This window comes from Corallococcus sp. CA041A (assembly GCF_003612075.1).
In the GTDB taxonomy this organism is placed as follows: domain Bacteria; phylum Myxococcota; class Myxococcia; order Myxococcales; family Myxococcaceae; genus Corallococcus; species Corallococcus exiguus.
The window spans coordinates 1-13,879 of sequence record NZ_RAWF01000263.1 but is presented as its reverse complement, the minus strand read 5'-3'; the positions used below and the strand labels follow the sequence as shown (position 1 = coordinate 13,879).

Here is a 13,879-nt window from a genome sequence, read left to right as displayed (position 1 = left end):
CCGCCGCGCCCGCCCAGGCGTCCGCGCCTCCTGCGCAGGAACCGGAGACCCACCTGTCGCCCGAGGTGTTCCTCGACGAGGTGCTGAAGTCGAAGGGGCCCGTTCAGCCGGAGCTCCGGGGCCGTGAGCGCCGGGTGCTGCCCGAAACGCGCGTGCGTCTGGTGAAGGCCCTCCGCGCGGACCACCCCACGCCGCAGGCCCGCCGTGACGCCGTGCTCGCGGAGCTCACCGCGTCTGGAGACAGCGCGGAGCCGTGGACGAAGGACGCTCGCGCCGCATTGGACACGTGGCATGCGCGCATCGGACAGGACGTGCGGCCCGTCCAGGCGGAGCCACCCCACTGCTACGCCGCGGGTTGCGTGACGCGCGTCACCTTCCCTGACGAGGCGTCCTTCCGCGACGCCTGGGAACGCACCTCCCGCCTGTCCCCCAGCGCCCAGGGCGCCCACCTCCAGCTCCCGCCCGAGCGCCTTGCCTCGGGCGAGGTGCGCGTCCCGTGGCTCGTCCTGCGCCCGGACCGCTCCTAGCCCCCGCTCTCACCCGCAGCACCCACACACCCAAGGAGTCCCCCATGTTGAAGCATGCCCTGCTCGCCGCTGGCGCCGTCGTCCTGCTCGCCGGCTGCGGTACCGAAGAAGCCCCCGCCCCGGAGTCGCAAGCCCCCGTCACCCAGGAGTCGGAGCTGCTCGCCGTCTGCGAGGACACGGAGGAGCTGGCGGAGGTCGCGGAGCACTCCTGCATCCACGCCGAATACGGTCCCTTCGAGTCCGTCACCGCCGCGCCCTATGGCGGCCCGTCCTTCGTGGACGTGAGCGTGGGGCACACCGCGTACAACGTCACCCTGCCGGCCATCAGCTACCGGAAGTGGACGCTGGGCTACGCGGGCTCCGTCATCTTCACGCCGGAAGAGTCCACCGAGTACGCCTTCCTCACCTCCGGCTACCGCGCCGTCCGCGTCTTCAACGCGGCCACGAATGAGGAGGTCGGCCTCGAGTGCCGCTACCACGTCCCGCAGGAGGTCTGCGGCAACCTGCGCACCGCCGTCACGGCCGACCTGGAGGGCGGCGTGGACTACCGCCTGGACTTCGCGGCCGTCGTTCCCCAGCCCGCCACGTTCCTCCTCGTCGTCGAGGAGACCGGCCACGACCACCACGAAGAGTAGGCCCGAGTGACTGAAGGCCCGTGGACACCTCCAAGGTCCACGGGCCTTCCCAACATCCAAAAACTTCTGTATCTCAATTGCATCTACATCACGGATTCCGATGAGGCAGCCCCATGCGTACCCCGTTTCCAGCCCTCCTCCTGGCCGGCGGCCTCGCGGTCCTGAGCGCCTGCGGCGACGACGTCTCGCCCGGCCCGGACGACACGCCCCAGGAGCAGGGCGACCCATGCGCCCCCAACGGCCACATCCACCGCGAGCCTGAGGGCGACTGGTGCCACTGCAACCGGGGCTACCTGGCCAGCGAAGAGGGCCTGTCGTGCGTGGCGGACCCGGACTACGTGCCGCGCACGGACTTCGACTTCGGGGACAATGGCGAGCACGCCTGCTGGCACGTCACGAACGGCCCCTTCGCCACCGTCACCGCGTCGCCGGAGCGGCAGCCGCGCGTGGACGACTTCCACACGCACTACACCGTCCAACTGCGCCCGGAGAACGGCCAGTCCGTGGGCACCTTCAGCTTCAAGGCCTGGGCGAGCGGTGACTTCATCCTCTACCTGAGCACGCCCGACGTGGCCGTCACCGTGAAGGAAGGCGAGCGCGTCGTGGAGCCCATGGGCACCCAGGCCACGGGCGGCTTCTGTGACGGCCTGAAGCAGATGGTCGGCTACGAGCTGACGGACAAGGTCCAGTACACCGTCACCTTCGGCCCCACCGCGCTCACCGGGCTGGGGCTCGTCATCGAACACCTCCAGTGACGGGCTGAATCGCACCAGCCATTATTGCAACCAAGTTGCGTTTACGGCATGAGTGGGTCACCGGACGCACCGGCGGCTTCCTGGCCGCCTGGCACCCCGCCGCGCCCGGCATCCCGAAAGGAAACACCCATGTTGAAGATGAAGCGCATCGCGCTGGGCGCGTTGTTGTCGCTCGGCCTGACGGCCTGCGGACCGATGGAGGAGGCGCCGGAGGCCTCCTTCGAGGCGCAGGACTCGCAGGAGTTGGAGGCCGGTTGCACGTCGCTGGGCACGGGCATCACCACGCACGCGTGCACCCACTCCGGCAACCCCACGGACCACGTGCCCGTCACGGCGAGCGCCACGCGCGTCACCAGCGCGCCCGCCATCAGCACGAAGCACAAGGCCTATGACCTGACGCTGCCGTCCGGCGCCGAGGGCTCCGTGACGTACGTACCGGCCACCACCGGCTCATACGCGTTCTACCGGACGCAGAACGTGACCTTCACCGTCGTCAACGGCGCCACCAGCGCCACGGTGCCCTCCGCGCTGACGCATAGCGTGTCGTCCTCGGGATGCTCGCTCACGCACGTGTCCGTCTACGACCTGACGGCGGGCACGACGTACATCCTCGCGGCGGGGCCGGCGTCCGGCGACGCGCTCACCGTGGTGCCGGAGTTCCTCAATGACACGCGCACGCGCTACTACCAGGACGCGGACGGTGACGGGTACGGCAACAACGCCACGTCCGTCCTCACCGCGTGCACGCCGCCCTCCGGCTACACGACGCAGCGCTTCGACTGCAACGACACCCCGGGCTCCGGCGCCAGCATCAACCCGGGTGCCGCTGAAATCTGTGGCAACGGCATCGACGACAACTGCGATGGGTCGCAGTGCTGACCGCGGTCCCCTGACGCGGGCCTGAGCGGGTCCGCTCCCGCGCCGGAGCATCTCACCTCGGAACGGTGCTCCGGCGCGGGCCTTTCCCTGCATGCATGAAGGACTCCCCTCGATGCGTCTCTCCTCCGCCACCTTCCTGTTCGCCACCTGTGCCGCCCTCGCGCTGAGCGGCTGCGATGACGACGCCCCCATCGTCACGCCAGACGCCGGCCTCCCGACGGACGCGGGCTTCGATGCAGGCACCGGCACCGACGCGGGCACGACCGCGTCCACCGCCACCGTCACCACGTCCCATCCTTCCGAGGGCGAGGCGGACGTCTACCCACTGGAGATGTACCTGGACGCGTCCGGACAGACGCCGGTCATCGCCTTCCGCAAGGTGCTGACGCTCACCTTCAGCGAGCCCATGGACCCGTCCGCCGCCCAGATCACGCTGCACGACCGCACGGACACCACCGCCCCGGCCCGCGTCCTCACCGGCACCTGGTCCGAGGACGCGCGCACGCTCACCGTCACCGTGCCGCGCACCGAGGAGAGCACCCGGCCGCTGGAGGTCTCCACGCACCACGCCCTGGCGCTGGACGCGCTGAAGGACGCGGCCGGACGCGCGCTGTCACCAGCCACCGTGGGGCTGGGCGGCGACACCGCGCTGGACTTCACCACCGGCGAGCGCGACCCGGAGCTGGAGCACGCGTGCACGCACACGCTCGTCAACACGCCGGAGGCGGTCACCGCGGGACGCACGCCCTTCGACTTCCCGCCCGACACGCACACTGGCCACGCGCGCTACGACGTCACCCTGCGCCCGGGTGAGTCGGGCTTCGGTGGCTACACGGGCTTCATCTCCGACCCGGAGAACGCCGAGCACGTCACGCTCTACCTGAACCAGCAGGTCCCCACGAAGGTCACCAACGACACGTCGGGGACGGACGTGGTGTCGGTGCTCGCCCCCGCGCGGTTCATCTGCGCCGGCATCACGCACACGGTGACGTTCACGTCGGAGCCGGGGGATCAGATCCACCTGTTCCAGTTCGGTCCCGTGGCCACGGAGCACATCCAGTTCGTGCTGGAGCGCGAATAGCAATCCCCCTCAGCCCGAGGGGAGGGCGTGCGTCCACCAGGACAAGGTGGGCCACCCCGCCGGTCCAATGCCGCGTGAAGGTCTGCCCGCTACGGTGACGGTATCTCTCGGACCCGGAGGCCTACCGCATGCGCCACGCCGCTCCCCGAAGGACGCTCGCCCCTCACGAGGAAGTGCAGACGTTGCCCCACTACCTGGTGGGCGAAGCACTGGATGGCATCCTCTACGTCTCGTCGCCACCCATCACGCGCAAGCAGGGCATGACGCCGCTCATGGGACGCGCGCCGGAGGGCTGGTGGTGGACCTCCGAGCCCCGGCTGCTGTTGGGCGAGGACGTGCTCGTCCCGGACCTGGCGGGCTGGATGAGCGGACGGCCGCCGACACTGCCGGATGGCTCGTTCATCGACCGCGTGCCGGATTGGGTCTGCGAGGTGCTCTCGCCCGCCACCGCGAAGCTGGACCTGACCATCAAGCTGCCGCGCTACGCCCGCGCGGGCATCCGACACGCGTGGATCATCAACCCCGTGCACCGCGTGGTGGAGGTGTTCCGCCAGGACCACGAGCGTTGGGTGCTGCTGAACACCTTCGTGAGCGAGGACCGCGTGCGCGCCGACCCCTTCGGCAAGGCGGACCTGGTGCTCGCGCCGTTCTGGACGCAGGTGTGAATCACACCGCGGGCTCCCACGCGCCCGTGAATGCGTCGAAGCGGCGCACGTTGACGCTCAGCGCCCGGTACACCTGCGTGTCCGTCCCCACTTCCACCGGCGTCCCATCCGCGGGCACCGTCAGCCGCTCGAAGCGCGCGCCGGTGAACCAGCGGTGCGGCTGCGGCTCCAGGACGAAGAGGCCCTCGTCATCCAGGTCCACCTCGATGGGCACGAAGTCCACGCGCTGGAGCTCCACGGGCGGCGGGAAGTCCATCGCGACGCGGAAGGGCACGCGCACCGAGTCCTGGGTCGCGACGCCCTCCAGGAACAGCGAGCGTCCCTCCATCACGTCCGCCTCCTCTCCCAGGGCGCTCGACGGCGGCTGGAGCAGCAGCGACAGCGACCGCGCCATGCCCGCGATGCCAGGGGAGCGCCCCAACACGCGCGCCTGCCCTGCGTCCGCGAGCAGGTCGAAGACCACTTCCCTGTCCCACTCGCCCAGCACGCGGCCCCCGGAGAAGAAGTCCCCTTCGTGCGCGTGCGCGGTGGGCAGCAGCACGTCTCCCAGGCGGCGCAGCAGGGCCTGGGGCTGGAGGGGCGAGGCCTTCTCGAACAAGTAGATGGGCCCCAGCACCAGGCGCGCGGTGGTGAGCGTCACGCGCCAGCCGGTGTCGGTCGTGAAGGCGCCGACGGTGGACTCACCGGACGCGAGCGCCGTGCGCAGCCCCATGCGGAAGGTGATACTCCGACCTCCAGTGCCGGACAGGCCACAGCCCGCCGCGAGCGCTCCGCCCAACATCCACGTGAAGGCTCGACGCGAGTAGTGCTTCATGGCCGGTCCTCCTGGAGGTCCAGGTACACGGTGAGGGTGCCGCGCACGGTGCGGGGTGCACCGGCGGAGAAGTGGCGCGTGGCCAGCAGGGACGCGGGCGCGTCGGGGCCGCGGAAGTTGGACACGTAGTTGAACTCGGACTCCCGCCAGCGCGCGTCCAGCAGGTTCTCCACGGACAGGCCCAGCTCCACGGCGCGCCAGCGCGCGCGGGCCGCCACGTCGAAGAGGAAGATGGACTCGCTGTAGCGATCCAACGGCAGGGGCTTGGGCCCGATGGCGCTGTGCCCCAGCGCCACGCTCCACCCCACCGGCTGCCGGGCCACGGTGGCCGTGCCCCGCCACGACGCGTCCACGCGCCCCAACACCTGCGGGATGTACGGCAACACCGCGCCGTCCCACAGCCTCCATGAGGGCGCCCCAGGCAACGGCTGCGTCGCGCGAGCCCACGCGAGGCTCGCCTGCACGTCCAGGTGTTGCTCCCACTGGAAGCGCGCGCTGCCGAACGCGCCCAGCCGCTGCGATGGGCCAATGGGCTGGTTGCGCCCCGTCGTCTCGCTGAACACCAGGTCCTGCGACACGCGCGTGGCGAACACCGCGCTCCGCAGCTCCAGCGAGGACGGACCGTCGCCCCACCGCCAGCCCAGGCCCGTCTCCCCGGATGTCACTCGCGCGTAGGGCGCGAACTCCGCGTCGGACAGGCCCGCCGCGTCGCTGGAGCGCGCCCCCAGGCCCGCGCTGGTCAACCACGTGAGGCGCGGCGTCAGGCGCACCTCCGCGCTGGCGCGAGGGCTGGCGAAGAAACCGTAGGCCTCCACGGACTCCTCCGGGATGCGGGCCCCCTGCCGGTCCTCCGCCGGCCGGTTCAGGTCCTCCACGCCGAACAGGAACGTGTCCACGCGCACGCCGCCGCGCAGCGTGAGCCACTCCAGCGGCGCGCCGCGCAGGGACAGGTACGCGCCCAGGTTCGTCACGCGCACCTGGTTGTCGAACACGGTGGCGTAGGGCGCGCCGCCCTTGTCGCGCAGGCGCCGCGCGCGGGTGTGCACGTTGTCGTAGCGGGCCACGTAGCCCAGCTCCACCGGCTGCGGCTGCCCCCACCAGGTGAGGCCCGGCGTGTAGCGGCCGCGCAGGCCCACGGTGGTGCCCTGATAGGACTGCTCCGTGTTGTCGCCGCGCTGGGCCTCGCCGATGGGAGGCGTGTCCTGGAGGAAGCCGGTGAAGTTCTCGCGGCTGCGCATCCGCCGGGCGATGGCGAAGGCCTGCTGCACGAAGCGGCCTCCGCGCCCCAGCCGGGACGTCAGCTCCACGGAGGCCATGTGGCGCTGGCTCGCGCCGCCCTGGTTCGGGTCGTAGAGGCAGAAGAACTGCGAGTCCGCATCCGGCTCACACGGCAGCCGAGCGTCCACGACGTCCGTCTCCCGCACCACGCCCGCGGAGCCATAGCGCGCGCCGTAGCTCGCGCCGAACAGGCGCAGCTTCGTCTCCGGGCCCAGGCGCAGCTCCGTCTGGGCCATCAGGCCCGCGTTCGCGTATGCGCGGTTGGGGCCGAAGCCGTGCCCCTGGCGCAGCAGCACGCCGACGAAGGTGGCGGCGGTGGACTCGGGCGGGCCCCACACCAGGGACAGCCGGCGCGACGCGAAGCTGCCGTAGCTGGCGGACGCGGTGATGCCCCGCTGCTCCAGCCCCAGCTGGTACTCCACGGTGCCCGCCACGCCGAAGTCGCCCTGGGACGGATCATACGGGCCCTCCGTCACGCGCAGCGACTGCACCAGCTCCGGGATGATGAAGTACGTGTCCGCGTAGCCGTGACCGTGGGCCTGGGAGACCTCGTTGAGGGGCACCCCGTCCAGGCGGAGCTCCACGTCCTTGCCCTCGCCCGCGTCGAAGCCGCGCAGGTAGACGGTCTCCGCGTGCCCCTCCCCGCCGTGGTTGGCCAGCATCACCCCCGGCGCCAGCAGCATCAGGTCCGTGGCTGAATTGCGAGGCACGTCCGCCAGCTGCCCCACCGTGATGTGGAAGTCGCCCACCGCGACCGGAGGCGGAGCGGCGGACTGCCCCCGCACCGTGGTGGAGAACGCGGGTGGCTCCGGCTTCGGAGGGGGCGCGGGCTCCTCCACCTCCACCACGGGCTCGAACATCACCGGCACGTCCACGCGCACCTCCAGCGGTTCTTCTCCCCGGCGCGCGGGCTGGAAGCGCCAGCGCAGAGCCGCCGCCATCGCGGCCCGGTCGAACGCGGCGCCCCCGGACTCCTGGACCTCCACCTGGGACACCTCTCCCCCGCTGTCGATGGTCAGCCGCAGCAGCACCCGCACGGCCTCCGTCAACGGCGGGACGTCCGCCGGCATCACGGGCGGCGGTGCCTCCACGGGGACGGGCGGCGTCACGGGCGCTTCGGGCGACGCGCTCAACAGCCAGAGCACCAGCGTCGGGATGAACACGGGCAACGACCTCGGCCTTCGGGGCCCACCCGGCACGGGCAGCCTCTCCAACGGCCGTCCGTGGATATCGCAACCCAGGCTTGACTTGCAACATAGTTACAAATACCAACCGGATGCATGAACCGACGAAGCAAGTGGACCCGGGGCCTGCTGCCAGGCGCGCTGGCGCTCATGGCCTCCGGCTGCGGTGACGCCGTGGCGCGGGGCGACGTGCGGGTGTCGTTGAGCGGCGGGGACGGCACGCAGCGCGGCTACGCGGATCACCTCTTCCAGGACGGCTGGTCCGTGCAGTTCACGAAGTACCTGGTGTCCCTGGGCGACTTCACCCTCACCTCCGCGGCCGGCGACGTGCACGCCACGACGGAGCACCTGCTGGTGGACGTGCAGAAGGGGGACGTGCCGCTCACCGGCCTGACGGGCCTGGAGGCCGGGCGCTACGGCGTGGCCTTCCGCGTGAGCCCTCCGGAGGCCCGCACCGTGGCGGGCACGTCCGTGTCAGCGGACGACCTGGCGATGATGCGCGGGCGCGGCTTCAGCTACTTCGTGGAGGGCCGCGCACAGAACCGCGACCCCACGCTGGGCCTCTACACCTTCCGCATGGGCTTCCCCGTCGACGCGCGGATGGTGGACTGCATCAACGGCGTGGACGGCACCCAGGGCATCGTCGTGCCGGAGAGCTCCGTGGCGGAGGCGGAGGTCACCATCCACGCCGAGCACATGTTCTACGACCGGCTGGGCACCCACCGCGGCGTGCAGCTGCGCTTCGAGGCCATCGCCGCCACCGCGGACGCGAACCACGCCATCACGCCGGAGGGACTGGCCTCCCAGGATCTGCTCGACCTGCGCGGGCTGGACGGCGGCGAGCTGCGCGACGCCCAGGGTCAGCCGGTCGTCTACCAGCCCGGCGCCTACGCCCTGCGCACGCTCCAGGAGTTCGTCACCCAGAGCATCGTGGATCAGGCGCACCTCAACGGCGGCGGAGTCTGCACCGTCGCCGCGCCGTAGGGCCTCCCCGTCACGCGGGAAGGCCCCGGCGGAGGCGTCAGGCCTTGGGCGCTTCCTTCGCGGCGCGCTGCGCTTCGACCTCGCGCCGCACGTCATCCATGTTCAGCCCGCGGACCTGCCGGAGCAGATCCTCCAGCGCCGCCGCAGGCATCGCGCCCGGCTGCTCGAACAGGAGGATGCCGTCCCGGAACACCATCAGCGTGGGGATGGAACGGATCTCGAAAGCACCAGACAGCTCCGGCTGCGCGTCGGTGTCGATCTTCCCGAACACGATGTCCGCGTGCTTGGTGGAGGTGCTCTCGAAGATGGGCGCGAACGCGCGGCAGGGACCACACCAGGTCGCCCACCAGTCCAGGATGACGATGCCGCTCTTGCCCACCGTCTCCTTGAAGTTGTCCTTCGTGATTTCGAGCGTCGCCATGAAGTCCTCCTACTTGACGTCCAACAGCTCCACCTCGAACAAGAGGGTGGCGTTGGGGGGAATCACACCGGCCGCGCCGCGCGAGCCGTAGCCCAGCTCCGGCGGGATGGTGAGCTTGCGGACGCCGCCCACCTTCATGCCCGCGACGCCCTGGTCCCAGCCCTGGATGACCTGGCCCGCGCCCAGCCCGAAGGTGAAGCCCTGACCGCGGTCCCGGCTGCTGTCGAACTTCTTGCCGTCCGTGAGGGTGCCCACGTAGTGCACCGTCACCCGCTTGCCCGAGACCGCTTCCGCCCCGGTCCCGACCTTCACGTCTTCCACTCCCAAGCTCATGCCAGGCTCCTCAAGGCGGACATCCGCCGTGGAAAGATGGGCACTCTAATGCCGGGCGCAGCCTCCTGCCTCCCTGAATGCCCCGCCCCGGACCGGAATAAAAGCGACGGCGGGGCCCCGGATGATTCCGGACACCCCGCCGCCAGGTCCTGCCATGGACTTCAGGTCAGAACGTGCCACCCACGTTCAGCGTGGTCGTGTAGCTACCGCCGCCCGACGGGTCGCCGCCGCCCGGATCGATGTCCGGAGCGAACTGCTTGTCGAACAGGAAGTTGTAGTAGCCACGCAGGTCCGCGGTGAAGTGGCCGAAGTGGCCGCGCACGCCCACGCCCGCCGGGACGTTGCCCACGGTGTCGTCGCTGTAGCCGAGCGCCTCACCGCCGCGGAAGTGGTAGTTGCTGATGCCGATGCCGCCCAGCAGGTACGGCTGCACCGCCGTCGGCGTGATGGCGAGCGTCAGGGCCGCCTGGCCACCGTTGCGCACCAGGTCCGGACCGTCATCCGCGCCCAAGGAGCCGGCGTTCTTGATGTTGTTCAAGGCGCCGGAGTAGCCGACTTCAACACCCAGCACGGACGTCGGCTTGAGCGACGCCGTCACGGCCGCGGAGGGGCCGGGGGCAAGCTGCGGAGCCAGGGCGCCGGTGTAGCCTTCCACACCGCCACCGATGAGGAGCGTCAGGCCCTTCTTGTCGCTCTTGCTCTTCTTCTCCACCTCCAGCGGCTGGATGTCCTCATTCGCTGACGCCGTGGGCGTGTAGCTGGGGGCCGGAGGCGGCGTGGTCACGCCGCTGCCGCCCGTGGCCTGCTCGCCGTACAGCGAGCTGTCCTGCTGGCTCATGCCGCCGCTGCTCGTGCCGGACGGAGGCGGAGGCGGAGGCGGAGCGGGAGGCTGCGCCTGGGGAGGCGATTCGAGCGGTTCGCTCTGCGGCATGGTGCCACTGCCGCCCACCCCGGACTCGTTCAACGGCTCGCAACGCATCGGCGTGTTCAGGTAGACCACGCCGCTGCCCTTGTCGCTGGAGCCGCTCAGGTCCTTGCTGCTCTTCGAGGAGTCATCGAGCGACCCGGACGAGCCGCTGCCGCCCGTGCCCTGAAGCGATTCATCCACCGGCGCCTCCTCGATAACGAGGTCCTCCTCCTGGACCCCACCCTGAGAGGATTGCGCCGTCGTGTCCTTGTTCTGCGTGTCCTTGGGAGCAGCGGCCTGCCCTGGAGGGCAATCCTTCTCCGCCGCACCCGCGCCCGTCCCATACATGAGCGCCGCGATGGCGCCCGCCAGAATCTTCGCTTTCATCCAACCCTCCATCGTCGACTGACTGACACGAAGGTTGTCTTGAGCGGGACATCCGGCAAGCCTTGCGCGGACCGTCAAAGACAGCCGGCCTGCTCGCCTGCCCCCCAAGGGTGAAGGCGTGGTTTCAGAGCCACTTCACGGGGACGGAGGGCTCGGACGCCCCCCTATCCACCGTCAAAAACAGACGTCCATCAACATCCGTCAGGCTTTGCGCAGCCAGGCCGAACCGGTGACGACAGGCAATTGCAGCGCGCGCTCACGGTCCAGATCCAGATTGCCGATGTGCAGCGACAGCGGCGCCTGCACCCACTTGTAGATGGACTGATGGAACAGGCGCACGAAGCGGTCCACGTATCCGCCCAGCCGGTCCGCATCCACCTCCGGGAACATCGCGGTGAGCGCGGTGCGCATCTCCGAAGGGGTGAGCTTCTCGCCCGCGTGCAGGTAGAAGCACGCGTCCAGGATGGGGAAGGGCATGAGCTCCTCCTCACCCACCTGATCATGCGCCAGCTCCGGCCCCGCGGGCTTGGCGAGCACCTTGCTGATGCCCTCGTAGCCGGTGGTCTCCCGCAGGTAGTCCAGCAGGTACATCACCACCGTCTTGGGCACGTTGGCGATGACCGCGAGCGCGCCCATCAGGTCGCCGCCGATGGTGGTGTAGCCCACGGACTTCTCGCTCATGTTGCCCGTCTGCAGGAACAGGCCGCCGCAGGAGTTGCTCCAGTTCCACATGCGCTGGGCGCGGATGCGGGCCTGGATGTTCTGCTCGGTGATGGGGGTGAGCTTCGTCTCGCCCAGCATCGTCTGGGCGGCGGCCTTCTCCCGCTCGAAGGCCTCTTCGATGGAGACCACCTGGAAGGGCACGCCCAGCTCCCGCGCGATGGTCTCCGCCGCGTCGCGCGTCTGCTGACTGGAGTACGGGCTGGGCATGTAGAACGCCTGGATGAGCGAGCCCGGGTTGTCCGGCCGCGCGCGCTTCGCGTACCGGTGCGCGATGAGCAGCGTGAGCAGCGAGTCCCGTCCGCCCGACAGCGCGATGCCGAACAGCTTGAAGGCGCGCGTCTTCTCGAAGTAGTCGCCCACGCCCAGCGACAGCGCATCCAGGATGTCCTCGCACAGCGCCACGCGCGCGGTGCGGCGGGTGTCCGGCGCGGGCAGGAAGAAGCTGCGGTGCGCGGGCACGGGAAACGTCAGCTTCTGGCGCTGCGTCTTCACCGCCTGCGTGCAGTCCAGGGTGGGCACCTTCCTGCCACCGGCCGTCACCCAGTCCTCGCGGTCCACGCGCCAGGTGGTGTTCTCCGTGCGCAGGCGCAGCGTGCGGTCCAGGTCCACCACGGCGGAGCTGAAGCCCTGCTGGAAGCGCGGCGTCTCCAGCACGTGGCGGCCGTTCTGGTTGATGAAGCCGCCGCCGTCGAAGATGAGGCCGTCGTTGCTGCCCACCGCGTTCGCGTAGGCGATGGTGACCTGGTGGTCGGACGCGCGCGTGGCGATGAGCTCGCGGCGCGTCTCCCAGAAGCCCAGGCGGAAGGGGGACGCGGACAGGTTCACCACCAGCTCGCCGCCGGAGTACGCGCGCCGGCGCATGGGGCCGTCCGCGCTCCAGATGTCCTCGCACACCTCCGGCGCCAGCGTGCCGAAGTCGAACTGGAAGAGGGAGTCACCCAGCGGCACGCCCTGGTGCGTCTCCGCCATGCCCGGCTGGCCGTGGCCGAAGGTGCGGCCCTCGTAGAAGACGTTGTACGTGGGCAGCTTCTCCTTCGGCACCAGGCCCAGGACCTTGCCGCCCGCCACCACCGCGGCGCAGTTGAGGCGCACGCCCTGGTGGGCCACGCCCACGCCCAGGATGCTCACCAGCGGCAGCGCCGCGGTCTCCCTCGCGAAGCGCTCCAGCTCCGGCCACTGGTGGTCGATGAAGCCCTGCCACTGGACCAGGTCCTCCGCGGGGTAGCCGGCAATCACCTGTTCGGGGAAGACGCCCAGCGTGACGTCGTCCGCCGCCATCTTCCTCGCCAGGTCCAGCACCCGGTCGGTGTTCGCCTGGAAGGCGCCCACGGTGGTGTTGACGCTGGCGATGCCAATCTTCACGAGCCGCATGGTGCGTCGCTCTCCCTCAAGAAGGCGTGACGCCCCCGAGCAATGCGCGCATGGGGGGGCCAGGGCAAGCGGAGGATGCGGCCCCGGGCCCCGAGGCGTTCAGTTCCCCCGCCGGGAGGGCCTCTGGCTAGTTCAGCGGTCCGCTGGGGCGCACCGGCTGCAACTGACTCAAGAGGTCGCTCACGTCCACCAGCACCTGCTCCAGCCGGCGCCGCACGTCCAGCTCGCCCAGCAACTCCTGGCGCCGTCCGGGCTCCGGCACCAGCGCGGACGCCACCACATCCGCCAGCATGCCCCCACCGGCGCGGGCGGCCACCGGCAGCAGGCTCTCCGCGAACGAGGGCGGCACCCGGCCCGCCAGTTCGAAGACGGCCTGGCGCAGCTGCTCCTCCTCTGGCCCGGTGTAGAGCGGATCCGCCAGCACCTGGGCGCGCACCTGACGGTAGAGCGTGTCCGGCGACAGCTCCTTCACCATCTGGACGCGGCTGACGCCCTGCAGGAGGATGTTGTAGCGCCCGTCCTCCACCTGTTCGTCCCAGACGATGACGCCCGCGCACATCAGGGGCTGCAGCGGCGGACGGCCCTCGTAGTTGCCCTCCCAGCCCGGCTCCAGCTGGCCCAGCGCCAGCACCCGGTCCGTGGCGAGGGCGTCCTTCACCAGCGCCCGGTAGCGCGGCTCGAAGATGTGCAGGGGAATCACGGTGTGCGGGAACAGGACCGCCGACGGCAGGGGAAACACCTTCAGCGCACCGGCGGCGCGTTCCACGGTTTCTTGTGCGGTCATGGTCACCCTTCCCCGTGTGTAAGCCCCCGGGGCATGGGGCGCATTCCAATCAGGCAGGCGCCCGGGCCCGGGGTCCCGGTGGCAAGGGCCCCGGGTTCCGCTAGGGTGCGCCCCCGAATGTCCTCTACCGAGCCTTCCCCCCAGACCTCCC

At 70.5% G+C, this 13,879-nt stretch carries 14 protein-coding genes; 7 read left to right on the top strand and 7 right to left on the bottom strand.

What is annotated here, in order from left to right; genetic code table 11:
• The 6 genes from D7V77_RS43965 to D7V77_RS33815 all read left to right on the top strand — a co-directional run.
• On the top strand, positions 1 to 527 hold a 527-nt coding region (locus D7V77_RS43965), incomplete at its 5' end, for a hypothetical protein (RefSeq protein ID WP_120580403.1).
• Positions 528 to 571: 44 nt separating this feature from the next.
• The gene (locus D7V77_RS33835) at positions 572 to 1,162 is read left to right on the top strand and encodes a hypothetical protein (protein ID WP_120580402.1); all 591 of its coding nucleotides are present in this window, start codon (positions 572 to 574) and stop codon (positions 1,160 to 1,162) included.
• Positions 1,163 to 1,275: 113 nt separating this feature from the next.
• Positions 1,276 to 1,917 carry a hypothetical protein gene (locus tag D7V77_RS33830; protein WP_120580401.1) on the top strand — a complete coding sequence of 214 codons (642 nt, stop codon included), beginning with the start codon at positions 1,276 to 1,278 and terminating at the stop codon, positions 1,915 to 1,917.
• A 129-nt stretch (positions 1,918 to 2,046) separates the two neighbouring features.
• A complete protein-coding gene (locus D7V77_RS33825; protein ID WP_120580400.1) occupies positions 2,047 to 2,796 on the top strand; it encodes a putative metal-binding motif-containing protein in 750 nt (249 codons plus the stop codon).
• Between the two features lie 112 nt (positions 2,797 to 2,908).
• Entirely contained in the window at positions 2,909 to 3,877 is a 969-nt protein-coding gene (locus D7V77_RS33820) for an Ig-like domain-containing protein (protein ID WP_120580399.1), read from the top strand.
• Between the two features lie 128 nt (positions 3,878 to 4,005).
• Positions 4,006 to 4,542 (top strand): Uma2 family endonuclease, encoded by a 537-nt coding sequence (locus D7V77_RS33815; RefSeq protein ID WP_120580398.1) that lies wholly within the window; start codon positions 4,006 to 4,008, stop codon positions 4,540 to 4,542.
• 1 nt (position 4,543) lies between these two features.
• Here D7V77_RS33815 and D7V77_RS33810 read toward each other — a convergent pair whose 3' ends face one another.
• Together D7V77_RS33810 and D7V77_RS33805 are read right to left on the bottom strand one after the other, a co-directional pair.
• Positions 4,544 to 5,356: a hypothetical protein gene (locus D7V77_RS33810; protein WP_120580397.1), complete on the bottom strand. Its 813-nt coding sequence runs from the start codon at positions 5,354 to 5,356 to the stop codon at positions 4,544 to 4,546.
• Positions 5,353 to 7,797 carry a TonB-dependent receptor gene (locus tag D7V77_RS33805; RefSeq protein ID WP_199733938.1) on the bottom strand — a complete coding sequence of 815 codons (2,445 nt, stop codon included), beginning with the start codon at positions 7,795 to 7,797 and terminating at the stop codon, positions 5,353 to 5,355. The genes D7V77_RS33810 and D7V77_RS33805 overlap by 4 nt, the downstream gene beginning before the upstream one ends.
• A 117-nt stretch (positions 7,798 to 7,914) precedes the next feature.
• Here D7V77_RS33805 and D7V77_RS33800 point away from each other — a divergent pair, with 117 nt between their 5' ends.
• Positions 7,915 to 8,802 carry a hypothetical protein gene (locus D7V77_RS33800; RefSeq protein WP_120580395.1) on the top strand — a complete coding sequence of 296 codons (888 nt, stop codon included), beginning with the start codon at positions 7,915 to 7,917 and terminating at the stop codon, positions 8,800 to 8,802.
• Positions 8,803 to 8,839: 37 nt separating this feature from the next.
• Here D7V77_RS33800 and trxA read toward each other — a convergent pair whose 3' ends face one another.
• The 5 genes from trxA to D7V77_RS33775 all read right to left on the bottom strand — a co-directional run bounded on the left by trxA (position 8,840) and on the right by D7V77_RS33775 (position 13,728).
• The gene (trxA, locus tag D7V77_RS33795) at positions 8,840 to 9,223 is read right to left on the bottom strand and encodes a thioredoxin (RefSeq protein ID WP_120580394.1); all 384 of its coding nucleotides are present in this window, start codon (positions 9,221 to 9,223) and stop codon (positions 8,840 to 8,842) included.
• A gap of 9 nt (positions 9,224 to 9,232) precedes the next feature.
• Complete coding sequence (locus D7V77_RS33790) at positions 9,233 to 9,556, bottom strand: FKBP-type peptidyl-prolyl cis-trans isomerase (RefSeq protein WP_120580393.1); 324 nt, start codon at positions 9,554 to 9,556, stop codon at positions 9,233 to 9,235.
• Between the two features lie 166 nt (positions 9,557 to 9,722).
• Positions 9,723 to 10,850, bottom strand: coding sequence for a hypothetical protein (locus tag D7V77_RS33785; protein ID WP_199733937.1), 1,128 nt, complete (start codon positions 10,848 to 10,850; stop codon positions 9,723 to 9,725).
• Between the two features lie 201 nt (positions 10,851 to 11,051).
• On the bottom strand, positions 11,052 to 12,944 hold the full coding sequence (gene nadE / locus D7V77_RS33780; RefSeq protein ID WP_120580391.1) for an NAD(+) synthase: 1,893 nt from the start codon (positions 12,942 to 12,944) through the stop codon (positions 11,052 to 11,054).
• Positions 12,945 to 13,071: 127 nt separating this feature from the next.
• The gene (locus tag D7V77_RS33775) at positions 13,072 to 13,728 is read right to left on the bottom strand and encodes an LON peptidase substrate-binding domain-containing protein (protein WP_120580390.1); all 657 of its coding nucleotides are present in this window, start codon (positions 13,726 to 13,728) and stop codon (positions 13,072 to 13,074) included.
• Positions 13,729 to 13,879: the final 151 nt, after the last annotated feature.

What these genes read in the sequence shown, in the direction of transcription:
- D7V77_RS33835 (WP_120580402.1), top strand. Translation starts at nt 572, where the DNA reads ATGTTGAAGCATGCCCTGCTCGCCGCTGGCGCCGTCGTCCTGCTCGCC.
- D7V77_RS33830 (WP_120580401.1), top strand. Translation starts at nt 1,276, where the DNA reads ATGCGTACCCCGTTTCCAGCCCTCCTCCTGGCCGGCGGCCTCGCGGTC.
- D7V77_RS33825 (WP_120580400.1), top strand. Translation starts at nt 2,047, where the DNA reads ATGTTGAAGATGAAGCGCATCGCGCTGGGCGCGTTGTTGTCGCTCGGC.
- D7V77_RS33820 (WP_120580399.1), top strand. Translation starts at nt 2,909, where the DNA reads ATGCGTCTCTCCTCCGCCACCTTCCTGTTCGCCACCTGTGCCGCCCTC.
- D7V77_RS33815 (WP_120580398.1), top strand. Translation starts at nt 4,006, where the DNA reads ATGCGCCACGCCGCTCCCCGAAGGACGCTCGCCCCTCACGAGGAAGTG.
- D7V77_RS33810 (WP_120580397.1), bottom strand. Translation starts at nt 5,356, where the DNA reads ATGAAGCACTACTCGCGTCGAGCCTTCACGTGGATGTTGGGCGGAGCG.
- D7V77_RS33800 (WP_120580395.1), top strand. Translation starts at nt 7,915, where the DNA reads ATGAACCGACGAAGCAAGTGGACCCGGGGCCTGCTGCCAGGCGCGCTG.
- trxA (WP_120580394.1), bottom strand. Translation starts at nt 9,223, where the DNA reads ATGGCGACGCTCGAAATCACGAAGGACAACTTCAAGGAGACGGTGGGC.
- D7V77_RS33790 (WP_120580393.1), bottom strand. Translation starts at nt 9,556, where the DNA reads ATGAGCTTGGGAGTGGAAGACGTGAAGGTCGGGACCGGGGCGGAAGCG.
- D7V77_RS33785 (WP_199733937.1), bottom strand. Translation starts at nt 10,850, where the DNA reads ATGAAAGCGAAGATTCTGGCGGGCGCCATCGCGGCGCTCATGTATGGG.
- nadE (WP_120580391.1), bottom strand. Translation starts at nt 12,944, where the DNA reads ATGCGGCTCGTGAAGATTGGCATCGCCAGCGTCAACACCACCGTGGGC.
- D7V77_RS33775 (WP_120580390.1), bottom strand. Translation starts at nt 13,728, where the DNA reads ATGACCGCACAAGAAACCGTGGAACGCGCCGCCGGTGCGCTGAAGGTG.